The 18,775-nt window shown below is 34.9% G+C and carries 18 protein-coding genes and 1 other RNA gene; 18 read left to right on the top strand and 1 reads right to left on the bottom strand.

Annotated features, from left to right (window positions below):
• Positions 1 to 55 precede the first annotated feature (55 nt).
• The 7 genes from C6H17_RS04910 to rplQ all read left to right on the top strand — a co-directional run bounded on the left by C6H17_RS04910 (position 56) and on the right by rplQ (position 4,333).
• Entirely contained in the window at positions 56 to 1,216 is a 1,161-nt protein-coding gene (locus C6H17_RS04910) for an MFS transporter (RefSeq protein WP_005216960.1), read from the top strand.
• A gap of 197 nt (positions 1,217 to 1,413) precedes the next feature.
• Positions 1,414 to 1,527, top strand: a complete 114-nt coding sequence (gene rpmJ / locus C6H17_RS04915; RefSeq protein ID WP_005216958.1) for a 50S ribosomal protein L36 — start codon at positions 1,414 to 1,416, stop codon at positions 1,525 to 1,527.
• Positions 1,528 to 1,530: 3 nt separating this feature from the next.
• Entirely contained in the window at positions 1,531 to 1,893 is a 363-nt protein-coding gene (gene rpsM / locus C6H17_RS04920) for a 30S ribosomal protein S13 (protein ID WP_005216956.1), read from the top strand.
• A gap of 10 nt (positions 1,894 to 1,903) precedes the next feature.
• The gene (rpsK, locus tag C6H17_RS04925) at positions 1,904 to 2,299 is read left to right on the top strand and encodes a 30S ribosomal protein S11 (RefSeq protein WP_004088492.1); all 396 of its coding nucleotides are present in this window, start codon (positions 1,904 to 1,906) and stop codon (positions 2,297 to 2,299) included.
• 11 nt (positions 2,300 to 2,310) lie between these two features.
• Positions 2,311 to 2,937 (top strand): 30S ribosomal protein S4, encoded by a 627-nt coding sequence (gene rpsD / locus C6H17_RS04930; RefSeq protein ID WP_004088493.1) that lies wholly within the window; start codon positions 2,311 to 2,313, stop codon positions 2,935 to 2,937.
• 18 nt (positions 2,938 to 2,955) lie between these two features.
• Positions 2,956 to 3,969 (top strand): DNA-directed RNA polymerase subunit alpha, encoded by a 1,014-nt coding sequence (locus C6H17_RS04935; protein ID WP_005216953.1) that lies wholly within the window; start codon positions 2,956 to 2,958, stop codon positions 3,967 to 3,969.
• Positions 3,970 to 3,979: 10 nt separating this feature from the next.
• On the top strand, positions 3,980 to 4,333 hold the full coding sequence (rplQ, locus tag C6H17_RS04940; protein ID WP_004088500.1) for a 50S ribosomal protein L17: 354 nt from the start codon (positions 3,980 to 3,982) through the stop codon (positions 4,331 to 4,333).
• Between the two features lie 899 nt (positions 4,334 to 5,232).
• Here the strand turns inward: rplQ and C6H17_RS04945 are convergent.
• A complete protein-coding gene (locus C6H17_RS04945; protein ID WP_005216949.1) occupies positions 5,233 to 5,847 on the bottom strand; it encodes an outer membrane beta-barrel protein in 615 nt (204 codons plus the stop codon).
• 268 nt (positions 5,848 to 6,115) lie between these two features.
• On the opposite strand from C6H17_RS04945, the gene C6H17_RS04950 reads away from it, so the two are divergent.
• The 11 genes from C6H17_RS04950 to C6H17_RS05000 all read left to right on the top strand — a co-directional run bounded on the left by C6H17_RS04950 (position 6,116) and on the right by C6H17_RS05000 (position 18,365).
• On the top strand, positions 6,116 to 6,757 hold the full coding sequence (locus tag C6H17_RS04950) for an NAD(P)H-dependent oxidoreductase (RefSeq protein ID WP_005216946.1): 642 nt from the start codon (positions 6,116 to 6,118) through the stop codon (positions 6,755 to 6,757).
• Between the two features lie 9 nt (positions 6,758 to 6,766).
• Positions 6,767 to 9,124, top strand: a complete 2,358-nt coding sequence (locus tag C6H17_RS04955; RefSeq protein ID WP_005216944.1) for a ribonucleoside-diphosphate reductase subunit alpha — start codon at positions 6,767 to 6,769, stop codon at positions 9,122 to 9,124.
• Positions 9,106 to 11,430 carry an RNB domain-containing ribonuclease gene (locus C6H17_RS04960; protein WP_148374285.1) on the top strand — a complete coding sequence of 775 codons (2,325 nt, stop codon included), beginning with the start codon at positions 9,106 to 9,108 and terminating at the stop codon, positions 11,428 to 11,430. Before C6H17_RS04955 ends, C6H17_RS04960 begins: the two co-directional genes overlap by 19 nt.
• A gap of 16 nt (positions 11,431 to 11,446) precedes the next feature.
• Positions 11,447 to 12,031 carry a DUF502 domain-containing protein gene (locus tag C6H17_RS04965; protein ID WP_005216937.1) on the top strand — a complete coding sequence of 195 codons (585 nt, stop codon included), beginning with the start codon at positions 11,447 to 11,449 and terminating at the stop codon, positions 12,029 to 12,031.
• A 20-nt stretch (positions 12,032 to 12,051) separates the two neighbouring features.
• Positions 12,052 to 12,561 carry a hypothetical protein gene (locus C6H17_RS04970; protein WP_005216935.1) on the top strand — a complete coding sequence of 170 codons (510 nt, stop codon included), beginning with the start codon at positions 12,052 to 12,054 and terminating at the stop codon, positions 12,559 to 12,561.
• Between the two features lie 114 nt (positions 12,562 to 12,675).
• Positions 12,676 to 14,337 (top strand): SLC13 family permease, encoded by a 1,662-nt coding sequence (locus tag C6H17_RS04975; protein ID WP_020995477.1) that lies wholly within the window; start codon positions 12,676 to 12,678, stop codon positions 14,335 to 14,337.
• Between the two features lie 25 nt (positions 14,338 to 14,362).
• Positions 14,363 to 15,202, top strand: a complete 840-nt coding sequence (locus C6H17_RS04980; RefSeq protein WP_005216931.1) for an RluA family pseudouridine synthase — start codon at positions 14,363 to 14,365, stop codon at positions 15,200 to 15,202.
• Between the two features lie 442 nt (positions 15,203 to 15,644).
• Complete coding sequence (gene ald, locus C6H17_RS04985) at positions 15,645 to 16,754, top strand: alanine dehydrogenase (RefSeq protein ID WP_005216929.1); 1,110 nt, start codon at positions 15,645 to 15,647, stop codon at positions 16,752 to 16,754.
• Positions 16,755 to 16,803: 49 nt separating this feature from the next.
• An RNA gene (gene ffs / locus C6H17_RS04990) (signal recognition particle sRNA small type) lies at positions 16,804 to 16,901 on the top strand.
• A gap of 80 nt (positions 16,902 to 16,981) precedes the next feature.
• Positions 16,982 to 17,752, top strand: a complete 771-nt coding sequence (locus C6H17_RS04995; protein WP_005216928.1) for an MnmC family methyltransferase — start codon at positions 16,982 to 16,984, stop codon at positions 17,750 to 17,752.
• A gap of 16 nt (positions 17,753 to 17,768) precedes the next feature.
• Entirely contained in the window at positions 17,769 to 18,365 is a 597-nt protein-coding gene (locus C6H17_RS05000) for a hypothetical protein (RefSeq protein WP_005216926.1), read from the top strand.
• Positions 18,366 to 18,775 lie beyond the last annotated feature (410 nt).

Consider the following 18,775-nt stretch of genomic DNA (forward strand, 5'->3'; position numbering starts at 1 on the left):
GCATGACGCATAGAAACCGCTTATTTAAATTACGCAAATAATAAAAGGCAATAAGATGTCTCGTAAAAAGATTTATTTTATTAATCTTTTGCCAATTATACTTATCAGCATAAATTTGCGTGCTCCCATTACTTCAGCTGGTCCGATTGCAAATTTACTTCAAGACTACTACGGACTTAGCTCAGCACAAGTTGGATTATTAACTTCACTACCATTACTAGCATTTGGAATAGTTTCATTTTTGGTTGCGGTATTTCAGCCTGTAAGGGCAATGTGTTTTGGACTTTTGTGTATAATTCTTGGTGAAATATTGCGTTGTGTTGGGGGCAACACAGCCTTATTTGTCGGCACGGCAATCATGGGTTCTGGTATCGCTATAGCAAATGTTTTATTGCCGAGCTTTGTAAAGGCAAAGTTTCCCAGAGAGATTCCAAAGATTATGGGGATTTATAGCTTAGTATTAAATATTTCCGCTGCATTAGGGATAATCGCTATATTCCCATTGACACATGTTTTACCACTACCTTTAGCATTTAGTTGCTGGGTCATATTAGCCATTCTTGCGCTTATAAGCTATCTACCGCAAATCAAAAATCGCAGAATCTTTCGCCCAAAGCAAAGCCATACAAAGATAAACTCACTATTTGCAAATATAAATGCATGGAAAATCACTCTATTCATGGGCTTACAAAGTGCGATGGCATACAGCTTTTTTGCATGGTATCCAAGTTTGCTGATTGACTTTGGCTTTGAAAAGGATTTTATTTCTCGCATTATGACTCTCACACAATGCGTTATTATTCCACTCTCATTTATCATTCCATTGTGGTTGCATTCTCTGCGTCAAAAAATGCGAAATGTTTTTATTGTTGTCATTTGTATGCTTTATGCGGTAAGCTATTTTTTACTACTTATTTCACATGAAGTATGGTCGGTTATACTCGCTTCTGTTTTGATTGGTATTCCACTAGGTGGTGTTTTTAGCGTCGCTTTACTTTTTATTTCAAGCAAAAGTGCAAATGTATTCATAGCAACCAAACTCTCAGCCATGTCGCAAGGTATAGGCTACCTTATGGCTTCTCTTTGTCCATGGATTATTGGAAAACTCCATGATACATATCATAGCTTTACTTATGCAATTTTTATGCTTATTATTTTAAGTTTATTATTAAATGTCGTTGGATATTACGCACAAAGAGTTGTGGTTGTAGAATGAAACAATAGCATTTGTTAATTGTGCTAATTTGCAGCATTCATTTTTTATGTATTTGAGTTGTTGAGATTATGCAAGAAAAATATTTTAAGTTTTGATATTTGAAACTCATGATATTTTTTCATATTTACCATTATTAGATATAATCATCGGCTTAATCCAAAAAATTGGGTTAAATCCGTATTTTTTAGGAGTCCGTTATGAAAGTTCGACCATCGGTCAAAAAAATGTGCGATAAATGCAAAGTCATTAAACGCAAGGGTGTGGTTCGCGTGATTTGTGCGAATCCAAAACATAAACAAAGACAAGGATAAAAAATGGCTAGAATTGCTGGTGTAGATTTGCCAAAAAAGAAAAGAGTAGAATATGCACTCACATATATCTATGGTATTGGGCTTAAAAGCTCAAGAGATATTTTGAATGCTGTAAGCATTTCTTTTGATAAGCGAGTTCATGATCTCAGCGAAGATGATATTTCAAAAATCTCCAAAAAGATTCAAGAAAGTTATATGGTTGAGGGTGATTTACGCAAAAAAGTAACAATGGATATTAAGGCTCTTATGGATTTAGGTAGTTATCGTGGTTTAAGACACAGAAAAGGCTTACCTGTGCGTGGGCAAACAACAAAAAATAATGCTCGCACAAGAAAAGGTAAGAAGAAAACCGTTGGTAGCAAATAAGGAGTAGCGTATGGCAAAGAAACAAACAAATGTTAAAAAAAGAGTGGTAAAAAAGAATATTGCTCGCGGGATTGTGTGCATCGCTGCTTCATTTAACAATACAAATGTAACAGTTACTGATGAAATGGGTAATGTTTTGTGTTGGGCTACTGCCGGTGGATTAGGCTTTAAAGGCAGTAAAAAATCTACGCCTTATGCCGCACAACAAGCTGTAGAATCTGCTTTATCTAAAGCAAAAGAACATGGCATTAAAGAAGTGGGCATTAAGGTGCAAGGTCCGGGTAGTGGTCGTGAAACTGCTGTAAAAAGTGTTGGTGCGATTGAAGGTATTAAAGTGTTATGGATAAAGGATGTAACACCATTGCCACATAATGGTTGTCGTCCGCCTAAAAGAAGAAGAGTATAAGGGAGTGTTGCATGGCAAGATATAGAGGACCTGTAGAAAAGATTGAAAGACGACTAGGCGTTTCTCTTGCACTAAAAGGTGAGAGAAGACTAGCTGGTAAAAGTGCGCGTGAAAAAAGGGATTATGGTCCCGGACAGCATGGCATGAGAAGAGGTAAAATATCTGATTATGGTTTGCAATTACGCGAAAAGCAAAAAGCAAAATTTATGTATGGCATTAGTGAAAAGCAATTCCGCTCTATTTTTAAAGAAGCGAACAGACAAGAAGGAAACACAGGTGAGAATCTCATTCGATTGCTTGAGTTACGCCTTGATAATGTTGTGTATAGAATGGGCTTTGCGACTACAAGAAGATTTGCAAGACAGCTTGTAACACATGGGCATATCTTAGTTGATGGCAAACGAGTAGATATTCCATCATTCCAAATCAAGCAGGGACAAAAAGTTGAAGTAAGAGAAAAAAGTAAAAACAATGTGCAGATTGTGCGTTCTCTTGATCTTACTGACCAAATTGGTATTGTGCCTTGGGTTGATATTGATAAGGATAAAAAGTTTGGTATTTTTACACGCAATCCAGAAAGAAGCGAAGTTGAGATTCCAATAGAGGAGCGTTTAATCGTTGAGCTATACTCAAAATAATACATAAGGTGGTTTAGTATGAAAAGTATAAAGGTAAGACCATATATTCCAGAAAAACTTGAGATAGAAGAAATTGCGCCAAATCACATTCGATTACACGCATATCCGTTTGAACCCCATTATGCTGTTACGATAGCTCATCCTGTCCGCAGATTGCTACTATCAAGCTCTGTGGGATATGCGCCGATAGGTATAAAGATTGAGGGTGTGCGACATGAGTTTGATACTGTGCGTGGAGTTGCTGAAGATGTAGCACCATTCATTGTGAATATTAAAAACTTGAAATTCAAAGTAAATGAAGATATGCAGCAACACGAAAAATTTGAGTTGCATTATGAGTTTAATGGTCCAATGGAGTTGCGTGGTGAGCATTTAAGCAATGAAAATATCACGGTATTAAGCACAGATTCACATTTAGCAAATATTAATAGTGATGCAAAGCTTAAATTCTCTATTTTAATACATAAAGGTTTAGGATTTGTAGCAAGTGAGACTATCCGTGAAGAAATAGGTAGCGAGTATATACCACTTGATGCTGACTTTACGCCGGTAAAAAGGGCTGTGTATGACATTGAGAATGTTTTACATGAAAGTAACCCTAACTTTGAAAAGATTGTATTTGAAGTAGAAACAAATGGGCAAATTGAGCCTATGGAAGCTTTCAAAGAAGCAGTTGCTATTATGCACTCTCAAATGAGTGTGTTTGGTGCAGAACTTAGTGATGTGCCAACAAGCAATGGTCGTTTAAATGATGATAGCCCGGAACTGAAGGTGTTGTTATCAAGCGTTGAGATACTCAACTTAGAGCATCGACCAAGCAATTGTTTGCAAAAGTCAAATATCAAATACATAGGTGAGTTGGTATTGATGAATGAGAGTGATTTAAAGAATATTAAAAATTTAGGCAAACGCTCATTTGATGAGATTACAGCAAAGCTAAATGAAGTTGGCTATGCGGTTGGTGCGGATTTACCACATGAGTTAGCTACGACTTTAAGTAAGCGTTTGGCAAAATTAAAAGGACAAAATTAAAAGGAATAATATGCGACATAAACATGGTTATAGGAAATTAGGCAGGACTTCTTCTCATAGAAAGGCATTGTTAAAGAATCTAAGTATCGCCCTTATTGAGCATGGTAGAATAGAAACAGGTGTATTTAAAGCAAAAGAATTACAAAGCTATATTGAAAAGCTTGTTACTGCGTCAAAGAATGCGGACTTTAATACACATAGATATGTATTTGCTGAATTGCAAAATAAGAAGGCAACTAAAAAATTGATTACAGAAATAGCTCCTAAGTTTTCTGCAAGAAATGGTGGCTATACTCGTATTCAAAGAAGTGGCATTAGAAGAGGTGATGCTTCTACATTGGCGATCATTGAATTTGTTGAGTAAAAACTCGTGCTTATTGCATGTAAGCAACAGGCAATGTATTAGCTAATCTGGTGTGTTGGATAGCAATATTTAACACACATTCTTTCTCTGTCTCCCATTAAAGCAGAAATCTCAAAATACGAATTTACATTATCTCTAAGCTTATCCATTTGGCATTTCATTGCTTGTATAGGATCTAGAGACTACATTATTTGTGTCTTTCTTTAAAAAAGTTAATAACCTTTCTCTTGTGCCTTTAGGATATTAACAAAGCCCACTTGGCATCATGAGGAAACCCCTGCTTGTTTTATACTTCTTGCCTATTAAACTCTCTAGAATCATTCTTTAACAACTTATTCGTCAATTAAGTGCATAATCACTTGGTGTGTTAATTTTGATATAACAGATATAGGCGAACAACATGATTTAATGCACTTATTTGCAAATAAGGCTTTACAAAAAAAGACAGAAATCTTACAAAAGCCATAAGAGAATAAAATGAGATTCTACCATTCAATCATAATATCACATATTAAAATCTCCATGAAATAAAAAGCTATAATCGCTTTATCTATTGGACTCTTTATAAGTTTTATTAAATGACTTTGATAACTATAAATGTAAAACAAGAGTTTGCAAAAGAATCCAACTCGTTCTGTATGGCCCCTAAGACTTTAGAATCCAAACAGACTTCAAATCGAACATATACTAAAATAATTCTACATAATGTCGAAGTGCAAAAAGCGTTATAAAATTGAGATTTAAATCTGTTTAAAGATACGAAGCAAAAAGAAGTAAGATAGCCTATAAAGATAAGCTATCCAAAGTCAAAAGTTATCTAACTTTGAAAATACATTTAATACAAAACGGGATAAAAGCCTTTAGGTTATCCCCCATTACACCTTAGAGTATAACTAAGATTAGAATTTATATGAATAAGATGAGCCTACATAGATTGCTGCACCAACGCTTGTTGTCTTGCCATCCATGTTGAATGCTGCACCTACTTTTGCACCGATATCAAACTCATGGTGAGCTTTCACAGTCGTTCTTGAGCCGATATTGATACCAGCAGTTGTGCCAACGGTTGTATTACCCCTTGTCATACCAGCAGGCACATAGATAGGCGTATTAATAAGTGCACCACCAAAGAAACCAAAATACATACCAGTTGTAAAATCATCATCGCTTACAAAGTCAAATAGCATGTCGCCGTTTAAATCAGCCATAACGCTAAGATTTACATTCATGCTTGCATTAGTAGCTGGTGCATTTGCTGGAATAGCTATTAAACCAAACGCACCGATACCAGAAAGATAGAATCTAGCCCCAATTCTATCGTAGAAAAATGCCTGATAACCACCTTTTAAACCAACTGCAACTGAAGAGTTTAAAGATACGCCACCACTCATTTGCCCAGTAATCATACCACCAAGATTTAAACCTAAAAACGCACCATTGTTTTCCTCTGCTGCATTCAATGCGCTAAAGCTAAGTGTGCTAGCAAGCACCGCTGAAACTAAGTATTTTTTCATAAGTAAGTCCTTTTCCTTTAAAAGTTTGTAATCGCATTCTACAAAAAAAAAAAAAAGGATTTTCAAGGTTTTTTTGTGATTTTGTGTAAAAAATATTAAAAAATGTTACTATAAGTATCAAATTAAGATAAAATGAGATAGAACTTAGTGCCATATTATATAAACATTAGGATATTTGGCTACAACCTATAAAATTTATTTTTAAAACTTTATAAAGGATTTTTTAGATACAATACGCCTTTTTTACTTCCACACAAAAGGTTTAACTATGAATAACGATGCTTTTTTACAGGCGATGCAGTCGCGTTTTGCTTGTAAGATTTTTGATAAGACAAAAAAGATTCCAAATGATGAGTTTCAAGCGATTTTAGAATCTGGTAGGCTTGCACCGAGTTCTTTTGGGCTAGAGCCTACACGCATGATACTTGTAGAATCTAATGAGATGAGAGAGAGAGTAAAAGAGGCTTGCTGGGGACAGAATCAAATCGTTGATGCGTCTTGTGTCATCATTTATACTTCATTAAAAGCTGATATGTTGCCACATACAAATTATATTATCAATAAATTTTCACGCCGACTAAAAACACAAGAAGAAATCAAGCATTATGCAAATGAGAGATATGGACAAAGAAAGCTAGAGACATTAGGCTATACAGCAGACATTGAGAAGCTAGGGCTATGGAGCGCTCATCAAGCCTATATTATGGCGACTACGATGATGAATCATGCGGCATTTCTTGGGATTGATTCGTGTATGATTGAGGGCTTTGATAAGAAGGCTTTAGAATTTGTTTTAGAAATGGATAGCTTTAAAGAGCAAGTAAGCCTGCTTTTATGTCTTGGATACCGCAATATGCCACAAAGCAAACGACTTCGCATGTCTTTAGATGAGATTGTAAGAAGTATATAAGGGGAAGCTATGCAGACAAAATGTGTAATAAAAAGAAATGGCTCAATGGAAGAGCTTGACATTACAAAGATTCAAAAGCATACTTCAAGTGCAGTAGAGGGGCTAAGCGGGACAAGTCAAAGTGAGCTTGAAGTTGATGCAAAGCTGCAATTTTATGATGGCATAACAACAGAGAGAATACAAGATACACTTATAAAAACTGCGGTGGATAAAATCGATGTGGCTAGTCCTAATTGGACCTTTGTTGCGGCTAGGCTTTTTTTATATGATTTGTATCATCGTGTGAGTCGTTTTACTGGATATAGGCATTTGCGTGAGTATTTTGAGGTTGGAGAGAGAGAGGGCAAACTCTTAAAGGGATTGAAAGAAAAGTTTGATTTAGACTTATTAGATTCTAAGATTGTAGCCGATAGAGATTTGCAGTTTAATTATCTAGGTATTAAGACGCTTTATGATAGATACTTGCTAAAAGATTCTAATGGAAAGCCAATTGAGTTACCCCAACACATGTTTATGGCAATAGCTATGTTTTTGGCACAGAATGAAAAGGATTGCAATGAATGGGCGATAAAATTTTATGATGCTTTATCAAACTTTGAGGTTATGTGTGCTACGCCGACACTCTCAAATGCAAGGACTACAAGACATCAATTAAGCTCATGCTATATTGGTAGCACGCCTGATAATATTGAGGGAATCTTTGATTCATACAAAGAGATGGCATTGCTTAGTAAATATGGCGGTGGTATTGGCTGGGATTTCTCACAAGTAAGGACTATTGGTAGCTTCATTGATGGGCATAAAAATGCAGCAGGTGGGATTATCCCATTCTTAAAAATCACAAATGATATTGCTATTGCAGTAGATCAGCTTGGCACAAGAAAGGGTGCGATAGCAACCTATATTGAGATATGGCATAATGATGTAACAGAGTTTATCGAGCTGCGTAAAAATAGCGGTGAAGAGAGAAGAAGAACGCATGATTTATTCCCTGCTTTATGGATTTGTGATTTATTTATGGAGAGAGTATTGCAAGATTCGCAGTGGAGCTTCTTTGATCCATATACTTGCAGGGAGCTTACTAATCTTTATGGAGATGAGTTTAAAAAGCGATATGAAGAGTTAGAGAAAATGCCTAATATGGTCGTATCAAGTATGCCTGCAAAAGATTTATGGAAAAAGATTCTAAATAGCTATTTTGAGACAGGGCTTCCATTTTTATGCTTTAAAGATAGTGCAAATAGGGCAAATCCAAACGCACATAGTGGCATTATCCGCAGTAGTAATCTTTGCACAGAGATTTTTCAAAATACAGAGCCAAGTCATTATAGGGTTGAAGTAGAGTTTGATGATGGAGAGAGAATCTATTTTGAAGAGAGTGAAGAAGTAGTTGTAGATAGCGGTGTAACAAAAAGGGCAAATAAGCTAACAAGTATAGATTCACTCAAAGGCAAAAAGATATTTAACACACAAAGAGTGCAGACAGGCGGGCAAACTGCTGTGTGTAATCTAGCTAGTATTAATCTTAGCAAGATTCACACGCATGAAGATATTGAGCGGATTGTGCCTATTGCGGTTCGCATGCTTGATAATGTGATTGACTTAAACTTCTATCCAAGTCGCAAGGTGAAAGTAACAAATATGGCAAATCGTGCGATAGGTTTGGGCGTTATGGGGGAGGCTGAACTTCTTGCAAGTAAGCTTGTCTTATGGGGGAGTGAAGCACATTTTAGCCTTATTGATAGCATTATGGAGGCAATTAGCTACAATGCGATTAAAGCAAGTGCAATGTTAGCAAAAGAAAGGGGGGCATATCCTACTTATGAAGGCTCAAATTGGAGTAAGGGGATTTTCCCTATTGATAAGGCAAACGAGAAGGCAAAAGCCATTGTAGAGAGAATCTTTCACTATGATTGGGAATCTTTAAGGGATTTAGTGAAGAGTGAGGGCATTAGAAATGGCTATTTAATGGCTATCGCACCTACAAGTTCTATTAGCATACTCGTTGGGACGACACAGACTATTGAGCCTATTTATAAACAAATATGGCATGAAGAGAATCTAAGCGGAATGATAAAAAGCGTTGTGCCTAATCTCACACTAGAAACAATAAACTTCTATCCATCAGCCTATTCTATTAATCAACATGACCTTGTGCGTGCAGCAGCCGTGCGTCAAAAGTGGATAGACCAAGGGCAAAGCTTAAATATCTTTATACGACTTGATTCTGTAAGTGGAAAGCAGCTGCATGAAATCTATATGCTTGCATGGAGTTTAGGACTAAAATCTACTTATTACTTACGCTCTCAAAGCAAAGAAGCCGATGATGTCGTTGATAGAAGCATGGAGTGCGTAAATTGTCAATAAAAAATGGCACAAAATATGCAGAGAAACTCGCACTTTTTCATGCTTTAAGCAAAACGCCTATTAAGACAGGTAGCCCTATACAATCATTTTTAAATGAATGTAAAAATAAACTTATATCTACAAAAGGTGAATATTATTTTCTACCAAAAAATGTAAAATTTATGGTAGTTACAAAACTAGAGAAAATCCCACATACAGACACTTCCTATAAACTCATGCTAACAGAAGCCTTTTTTAGCATATCTTATAAGAGACTTCAAGCCCAAAAAGATTCTATAAGAAAAGATTCTATACGAACAAATCCTTATATCTATTATGTTACACTCACTTCAAAAAAGCCATTGCAAATACATGATTTACTGCTTATTAGAATAAAAAAAGATTCTAAAAAATATCAAGAGATTCCAAAGCATGACTATAAAAAAGTCATGCAGTTAGAATTACACTATAAACATGGGCTAAACATGATAATAAATAAGAATCTATATTATGCAAATAATCAACACACAAGCCACATAAAACAAGATTCTAAAAAACATAAAACAACAGAATCTAATGCAGTAACAAGACATATTTGCATGATTACAGAACGCAAAAAAAGAATAGTAGCACAAGCCCTTAATACCCGCATGATACTACCTGTAAAAGCCACACAAAAAGCCCTAAAGGCCCTGCCAAAATTTACACTCATAGCAGTCAATGAAAATCATGAGATAACAGAAGTTTTAGGGAATCTCACACAAGGCAGTTTAGATAGAGAAATAGCCCTCTATATCAACGACTACACACCAAAAGACTTTAGCCAAAAAGCATTGAATGAAGCAGAAAATATGGCAAAAAGCTTTATGAATACAGAATCTATACCATTGCCTAAAAATCATATAAAAAAGCAACTAGATAATACATGTCGCTATGATTTGACACATTTGCCCTTTTGCACGATTGACCCTGTGAATGCAAAAGATCATGATGACGCGATTTATTATGATTCTAAACATAGCATTTTATATGTAGCAATCGCTGATGTAAGCAGCTATGTCTCTCTAGATAGCACTTTAGATAAAGAAGCAAGGGATAGGGCTTTTAGTCTGTATTTTCCAAATAAAGTCTTTCCCATGTTGCCACCACAGCTTAGTTCTCATGCTTGTTCCTTAAAGCAAGATGAAAAGAGATTGGCATTAGTTTGGGCTTTAAAACTACATAAAAGAAATGTAAAAGTCCTGCATTCTCAAATCTTTAAAGCAGTGATTTGCTCTCATGCTTCACTCAATTATAAGCAAGTCAGCCATTTTTTAGAATCTAGACTAGATTCTAAATCTTGCAAAAATACAGAATCTAAACCCATAAATAATCAAGCCATTGAAGAGTCTTTACTTGCTTTTTCAAAACTTGCAGTTTTATTATACAAAAAGCGTATGCAAAATGGGATCGATTTAGCGTTAAGGGATTTTTCCTTACAAGTAGATGATGATGAAAAACTAGATTCTATAACAATAGATTCTAAAGATATTTCTCACACTATTGTAGAAGAAGCAATGCTACTTGCAAATCAAGCAAGTGCAATGTATCTACACAGCATAAAACATGGAATCTATCGTAATCATGCAGAGCCAAATAAAAGGGACTTTTATAAGCTTTTAAACATTTTAGCAGATATGAATATAGGCAATAAAAGCATAATGTCTAAAAACAAGACTTCTAAAAATAAAACTTTAAATAAAGCTAATAAAAAGCAAAATAATATGCTGACTACCTTACAATCTTTACAAAAAGAGGCGATAAAAAAGCATAAAAGGCATATTGCTGATTTTTGCATTGTAAGGCATTTTGCTAAAGCAAATTATATGAGTAATAGTATCGGGCATTTTGGATTAGGATTCCCATTTTATACGCATTTTACTTCGCCTATTCGCCGTTATAGTGATCTTTTAGTCCATCGCTTAATCACAGCACATTTACAAAATAACACAAAAATATTACAATATATTATGCGTGAAACAAAGACTATATTAGCCCATATCAACAAGAGAGAAGTGCAATTTGATTCTATAGAATCGTATTATAAACGCTTAAAAATGCTTCGCTACGCACAAGACTTAGTGCCTTTTAATGATGAAGCCTTAGTCTTTATGGTGAGAAAGAGTGTCGCCTATGGTTTTCCTTTGCATAAAGTTGGCTATTGTAGCGTTGAGATTGATTGTAAAGATTGTGTTATAAACACACATGAAGTTATACAGATTCAAATAATTGGTGTCGATTTTAATACTTTAAGCCTCAAAGCAGAACCTATAATACAAAAAAAATAATACATAAAGGGAATATATGAGCGCAATATTTAGAATCTTGGGTAAAGGCATAATGGTGATTTTGCCATTTGCTGTTGTAGTGTGGCTACTTTTCTTTTTATTTGGGATTTTAGAGGGTATATGGATTCTCATACTTGATATGGTGCATTTTATTGTTAAAAAGATAGCAAATGAGAATCTTGATACAACACTTCCTAGCATTGTTGTAAGCATTGGCTTAATCTTAGTCATGTTTGCGATTATCCTTTATATTGGATATAAGTTTGAGAAGCGTCAAAATGCCATTTTTGTGAAGCTTGGGGAGTGGGTGCTATCTAAGATTCCTGTTATGGGAAGTGTGTATTATACGATTAAAGATCTAGTCAGCATGATAGGTGGCAGCTCAAAGGATAAATATTTGGGGGTTGCTTATGTAACGATTGGTGAAGGGGAGATTCTAGGATTTATCACAAAAGAAGAGGGGGAGTATTTTTGGGTATTTTGTCCGCTTACACCACCTACTTCTGGGCTTTTATTAAGGATTCATAAAGATAAGCTGAAAAAGTCGTCAATGAGTGTGAGTGATGGTTTGAAAAAGGTCGTATCTTTTGGTATGAAATAGATTCTTAAATAGAGAATAATATGTCTATTAAAAAGAAAAATAAAAAAGAAAAGAATGAAGAACAAGGCGGTATCCCACTCTATACACCCCTAAAGCATAGCCTTGAAAAAAGTGGCATGGATAGTGCAACCGCAGGGCAGACTTCATGGCTTTTTGTCAGTCTTTTTATTGCCTTAATTATGAGTGGGCTATATGTCTTTATTGTTTCTGTTTTTAACTTGGGCTTTCCAGAATCTTTAGCAAATAATCCATTTTTTGAAAATGGCTTTTTATTTGTCGCTGTGATTTTGCATTTTTGTGTTGTTATGTTGCGTTTAAAATACTTGCTTGTCAATACGCTTTTTATTATTGCTGCTTATATTGTGCTTTATGTGGTGCATTTGCGTGATATTTATATGCTTTTATCGCTAGGCTTTGTGCTTTTTATTAGCTATTTATTGATACCGATTTATTCATGGCGTATTAAAATGCTTGATGGTATTTTGTATTTTATTTATGCTATCACGGCTTTGCTTTTGACTTATGGTTAGTTTAGAATCTAGCCTTAAAACCTTACTCATTAATAACATGTAAATGATATCTAGGACTTTTGTAATCGATACTTTTTTGTTATAATTTTGCTTTTAGTCTTATAAAGGGGTTTTATGCAAAATACAAGCACAAGGGATAGAGAGAAGCTAGATTCTAATATTTGTCATACTAAGCCTTTAGACGAAGTATCCCATATGGAATCTAAAGAAGATATTTCGCCTACGGCTCAATATGACAAAAAGCTAGATTCTAAAACTTTAGAATCTACAAATAACACAGAAACTTCATCACAACAAAGCAACCAAACACATAACACAGATTCTATAAATCCACAACAAATAACAGAAGACACAAATAATGCAAACGCAACACAAAAAGAAGAAAAACAACAAGAAAAGATTCTAGGCGTCCTGCTTGGCGTTGGTTTAGCTCTTATTATAGGTGCGATTGTGTTTTGCTTTGCATATTTCTATTTACATGCAACCTTGAAAGTTTCAACGCTTATAGGCATTATGGGCTTACTTGTAACACTTTGGACGAATAAGGCATTGCCTATGGGCGTTGTATCCTTGCTTCCTATCATTTTATTCCCAAGCTTTGGCATACTTGATACAAAAAGTGCCACTGCAAACTATGCTAATCCTATCATTTATCTCTTTTTAGGTGGCTTTATGATAGCAACCGCAACAGAGAAGATAGGGCTACACAGAGTAATAGCAAAGTGGTTTTTAGCAAGATTCCCAAAGAATACAAAGGGCGTTATATCCGCCTTAGGTGTGGCTTCTGTGGCACTTGGGACGGCGTTATCAAACTCCACTGTTGCCCTATTATTACTCCCTGTTGCTATGTCAATTACAGATAATAAGATTTTACGCACAAGGTTTTTACTCGCAGTAGCTTTTGGGGCAAGTATTAGCGGCATTACGACGCCCATTGGCAGTCCGCCCAATCTCATTTATCTTGGCTTTTTAGAATCTCAAGGTTTAAGCGGCATTAGCTTTACAACTTGGATTTTTATGATGGCACCCCTTACATTTTTAATGCTATTTATGATGATAAAGATTCTATCCTATGGTGTGAGTGAAGAGCCCCTTAATCTTAGCCTATTTGATTCTATCCATGTGAATGGTACGCATAAAAGACTTTTAGTTTTTATTGCTGCTTTACTTGTGATATTGCTTTTAAACTCGCCGATACGACCATTTTATAATGGGCTTGGCTTTAATGAAAATGTCATTTTACTTGCCTTTGGTTTAATGATGTTTATCCCTAAAATTGGCTTTTTAGATTGGGATGATACAAAGTCTATACCTTATGAGATTATATTCTTATTTGGTGCTGGATTCTGTATTGCTACTGCGTTTTCACAAGCAGAGCTTGGCGGGGCATTTACCTCATTTTTTGCGCGTTTTGATGGTCTGCCTTTCATTGCTTTTATCTTTTTTGCTTGTGTGTTTTCTATTATAGCGACTGGATTTTTATCAACTACGGCTTTAATCGCCATACTTTTGCCTATTATAGAAGTCGCCACACAGCCATTTTTAAGTGATACTTCTCGTGTGCTGCTTATGCTTGTGGTAACTATTTGTGCAAGTTTTTCATTTATGATTCCTATTAGCACACCGCCTAATGCGATAGTCTTTGCACAAGGGGGAATTAAGGCATGGGATATGATACGCTTTGGCTTTTTACTCAGTCTTGTTGGCATTGTGTGTGTTACGCTATTTTCTGTGTGGTATTGGTGGAGCTTCCTTGAAGTAAAACCGCTTGGCTAAAACTAGATTCTAAATAAGGAGAACTATGGAGCGTAAAAAAGCACCTAAAAACAAAACTCATGCTAAAAGAGATGCAACAACTAAAACACAAAAAATACTCACAAAAAAGCCCATACGAACAGAGCAAGGCGAAAAGGCTTATAAACTACTTGCCCTGCAACGCAATATATCTACAAATAAAGCAAAAGATTTAATTGATTCAGGTAGGGTAAGCATTAAGGGTAAAAGGCTGCTTATTGCAAGGACTTTATTGCCGCTTAATACAAAGTTTGAAGTGCTTACCACGCCTTGTGTTGTGATATTTGAAGATGATGATATACTAGCCCTTGATAAAAGTGTGGGGATTGAAAGCTATAGTTTGCTTAAAACCTATCCGCATTATAAGCTTATAAATCGCCTTGATAAAGACACAAGCGGCGTGATTTTACTTGCAAAAAATGAAAAAATGCGACAAAAAGCAATCCAAGCTTTCAAGCAAAAAGAAGTAGAAAAAATGTATTTTGCTTTAATTGAGGGCAAAGTGTATGAAGAAATAAATATTGAAAAAAAGATTAGCACACAAAAAGATTCTAAAGCAAAAAGTTATGTAGATAATGAAGGCTTATATGCACAAAGCATAGTTACACCCTTGCAAACTTTTACGCATACCACGCTTGTATCCGTGCAGATTCCAACAGGTAGAACCCATCAAATACGAATCCATCTAAAAAGCATTAAACACCCAATCATAGGCGATATTATCTATAATAAAACAAGCTTAATAAAAGCAAAGCGATTAATGCTGCATTGTCAAAAGACTTCACTTCTAGGCTATACATTTGAAAGCAAAGTAGATATACACGAAGCCTTTGGGGTGAGTGAATAGGTTTTGTATCCTTTATGTTGTGTGGTTGGAAATATGAATAAATATTATACAAATATCAAGTAAGTTATATTGAGTTTCTTTTATACATAATAATAAATTCAGGATTAAGGGCTTATTATCCCATGTTCCATTGTATCTTGCAAAGCACACTTTTTATTGAGAATCTAAATGACTTTGCAAAAATCTTTGTCGTGTAGATTCTAAAGGTAAATTTTGCAATTACAAATTATGTTTCAAAATGATATAAAAATACATATCCGCAAGACTATATTTTTTACATAATGTAACATATAATTATTTATTCATTCAATTTATAGTCCATATTGTATTTATTTATTATGATGACTTATATTCTCTAAAGTAACCCTATATATTGACAAAGTGTATAGTTGCAAAATGTTGCTATAGGGATACAACATATATACTTTTTTAAGGAGACATTATGGTTATTGGCTGTCCAAAGGAAATTAAAGTGCATGAATATCGCGTTGGTTTAACGCCATCAAATGTGCATGAATATAAAGAATCTGGACATAAAGTCCTTATCGAGCATGATGCTGGAAGTGCGATTGGCTTTAGTGATGAGGAATACCACAGGGCTGGTGCTACAATCGTTGATAAAGAAACATTATTTAAACAAAGCGATATGATTGTAAAGGTAAAAGAGCCTATTGAGAGTGAATATAACTATTTCAAAGAAGGGCAGATTCTTTTTACTTATTTGCATTTAGCGGCTGATAGAAAACTAACAGATATGCTACTTGAAAAAAAGATTAATGCAGTGGCGTATGAGACGATTAAAGTGCGTAATGTATTGCCTTGTTTAGCCCCTATGAGCTCTATTGCTGGGCGACTTGCCGTTATAGAATCTGCGAAATACATTCAAAAAACCTTTGGTGGCAATGGAGTGCTTCTTAGTGGGATTCCGGGGACTCCAAAGGGTAAAATCACAATTATTGGTGCTGGTGTAGTAGGATTAAATGCAGCACAACTTGCAGTGGGAATTGGTGCAGATGTAAGCATACTTGATATTGATACGGCTAGACTTGCGTATGTGGATCAAATGTTTAATATGCGGATTCACACGCTTTTTAGCTCTCGTGCTAATTTACTTGCTAGTATCGCAGATTCTGATGCGGTGATTGGTGCGGTATTAATACCGGGTGCAAAAGCACCAAAACTTGTAAAAAAAGATGATTTGCAATGTATGAAAACAGGAGCAATCCTTACAGATGTAGCAATCGATCAAGGCGGTTGCTTTGAGACTTCAAAACCTACAACTCATAATGATCCCGTGTTTGATGTTGATGGAATCTTGCATTATTGTGTGGCAAATATGCCCGGGGCTGTGGCAAAAACGGCAACTTTGGCTTTAACAGATTCTACACTTAACTTTGGCTTAAGCATAGCAAAGCTAGGTGTAAAAGAAGCAGCATTAAAAGATAGCGGAATCTTAGAAGGGCTTAATACCTATAATGGTAAATGCACTTATAAAGGTGTGAGTGATGCCTTTGGTATCGCATATACTGATGCAAAAGATGCATTGTGCTAATTTTAAGCATGTTTTAAAATAAAATGAGATATAATGGCGATCGCCTTTCTGGTTAGCCCTATGCAATAGGCATTGTGAGCAACGCTTCAGGATGGGAACATAGCAGAGCACTTGCAATGTTTGTGTGCCATTGGTCCCTGGCTGGAAGGGTTTTTTTACCCCGTATTCAAACTTCTAGTTAAGACTTTAAATTGAAACTTTATATTAAAATTCTCGGATTCTAACTTATGGCAATTTATAATAATATAATTCAGGGCGTAGATAAAAGCTTTAGTGTCTATAACGCCACTTATAAGCAAAGCTATCATTCAAAAAGTCTTGGGGCTTATACTGAGACGCTATTAAAGCATATTTATCCTGCTTTATTCTTTCAGCAATATGGTAGTTTTTGTGATGAAAACACAAGAAAATCCTTTTTAACACAAGTGGATTCCATACAAAAATACTATAAAATCAACACAGATTTAACTCCACTGCAACACATTCTAAAAACCCTTACAGAATCTATACAAACACAGAATCTCACTCGCCCATTACGCATACTAGATATTTGCTTTGGACTTGGTTATAATGCCATGCTTAGTTTAAAATACTTTCAAACATGCGAGATTTACTCACCAGAAAAAGACTATTTCTTACAAGAACTTTATAATTTTCCATACCATAATATCGCACAAAGCAAAACAATCTTACATACACTTCACACGCATTCACTCTATCAAAATAACACACAAACACTTTATTATTTACATGGCGATGCCCTTAAGATTCTATCAAGCTTTAGCGCTGGCTTTTTTGATATTGTATTTCAAGATGCTTTTAGTCAAGCCCATAATAAAGAGCTGTGGGATGCAAAATATTTTCAAACACTCTATAACATTACAAAAACCCCATGTATTATCACAACTTATGCAAAGGCAAAAGTCGTGCTTGAAGCAGCACAAAAAGCAGGATTTAAGACACTAAAATATGTATGGGGTAGCGTGTTTTATAAATAGATTCTAAAGGATATGTATGAAAAGTTTGATATTATTTTTATGTGTAATGTTAAGCAACTTAAATGCACAAGAATTAATGAGACAAGAGTTAAGCACAAAACAAGCACAAGAGATAATCAAAGAGTTTGAGCCATTTTTTAAGGAAGCTATGGCACAGAAATTAGAATCCTTTAAGTTAAAAAAAGATTCTATAACAGGGCTTTCATATATTGATTTTTGTGAATATCCACCAGATAGAAGCCTTGTCTTTGGGGCATTGGAGAATGGACGATTTAAGGGGGAAAAGATTGCTGACCTGCCATTTACATGCGATGAGAGTAGTGGGGCTAGAAAATATTTTATCTACAATAAAGATATAGAGCAAAGCCTTATTGCCTTAAAAAAGTTAAAATTTTTAGACTTTATTGCTAAAAATTTGCCACTAAAAAATGAGATTATACAAAGCGATAAAGGTAATATAACAACACTTTGGCAAAAAGATAACACAAAAAATAAAGACTTTAAGCGACTATGGATTCTATATAGAAATGAAACATTAGGACAATCATGCACGATTATTTTTACACAAAAAGGTGCATATACAGAAGTAATACTGCAATATCTAAATTATTGATAAATAGATTTTTATCTTCAAATAACTTGCCATTTTTAAATATCCAAAGCATATTAAAAAGTCTCTTGCTGTAAGAATTACATCTTCTAGCACACCATTATTATCAATATCAATCTGCCTTTATAACTTTTAGCAAATCCTACATATGGCGAGTTCTTATCAATCGCTTTTGCAATTTCTTTTTTTAATCTCTCCATTTTCTGTGCAATAATATTCAAAAAAAAGACATCTTTATTGTTTCGCCCAAAAACACAAAAGCCTATACCAAATTGATTACAATCTTTATTATTTTGAACGCCTTGAGAGAAGTTGTTAATGATAGACTCCATATAGTCTTTCTCTGCTGTTATATAGATTTCTTCGTTATCTTTTATGTTAGATAAAGCTTATTTCGTTATAGACTTGCTCAT

It is taken from the genome of Helicobacter rappini (assembly GCF_900198625.1).
Classification (GTDB): domain Bacteria; phylum Campylobacterota; class Campylobacteria; order Campylobacterales; family Helicobacteraceae; genus Helicobacter_A; species Helicobacter_A rappini.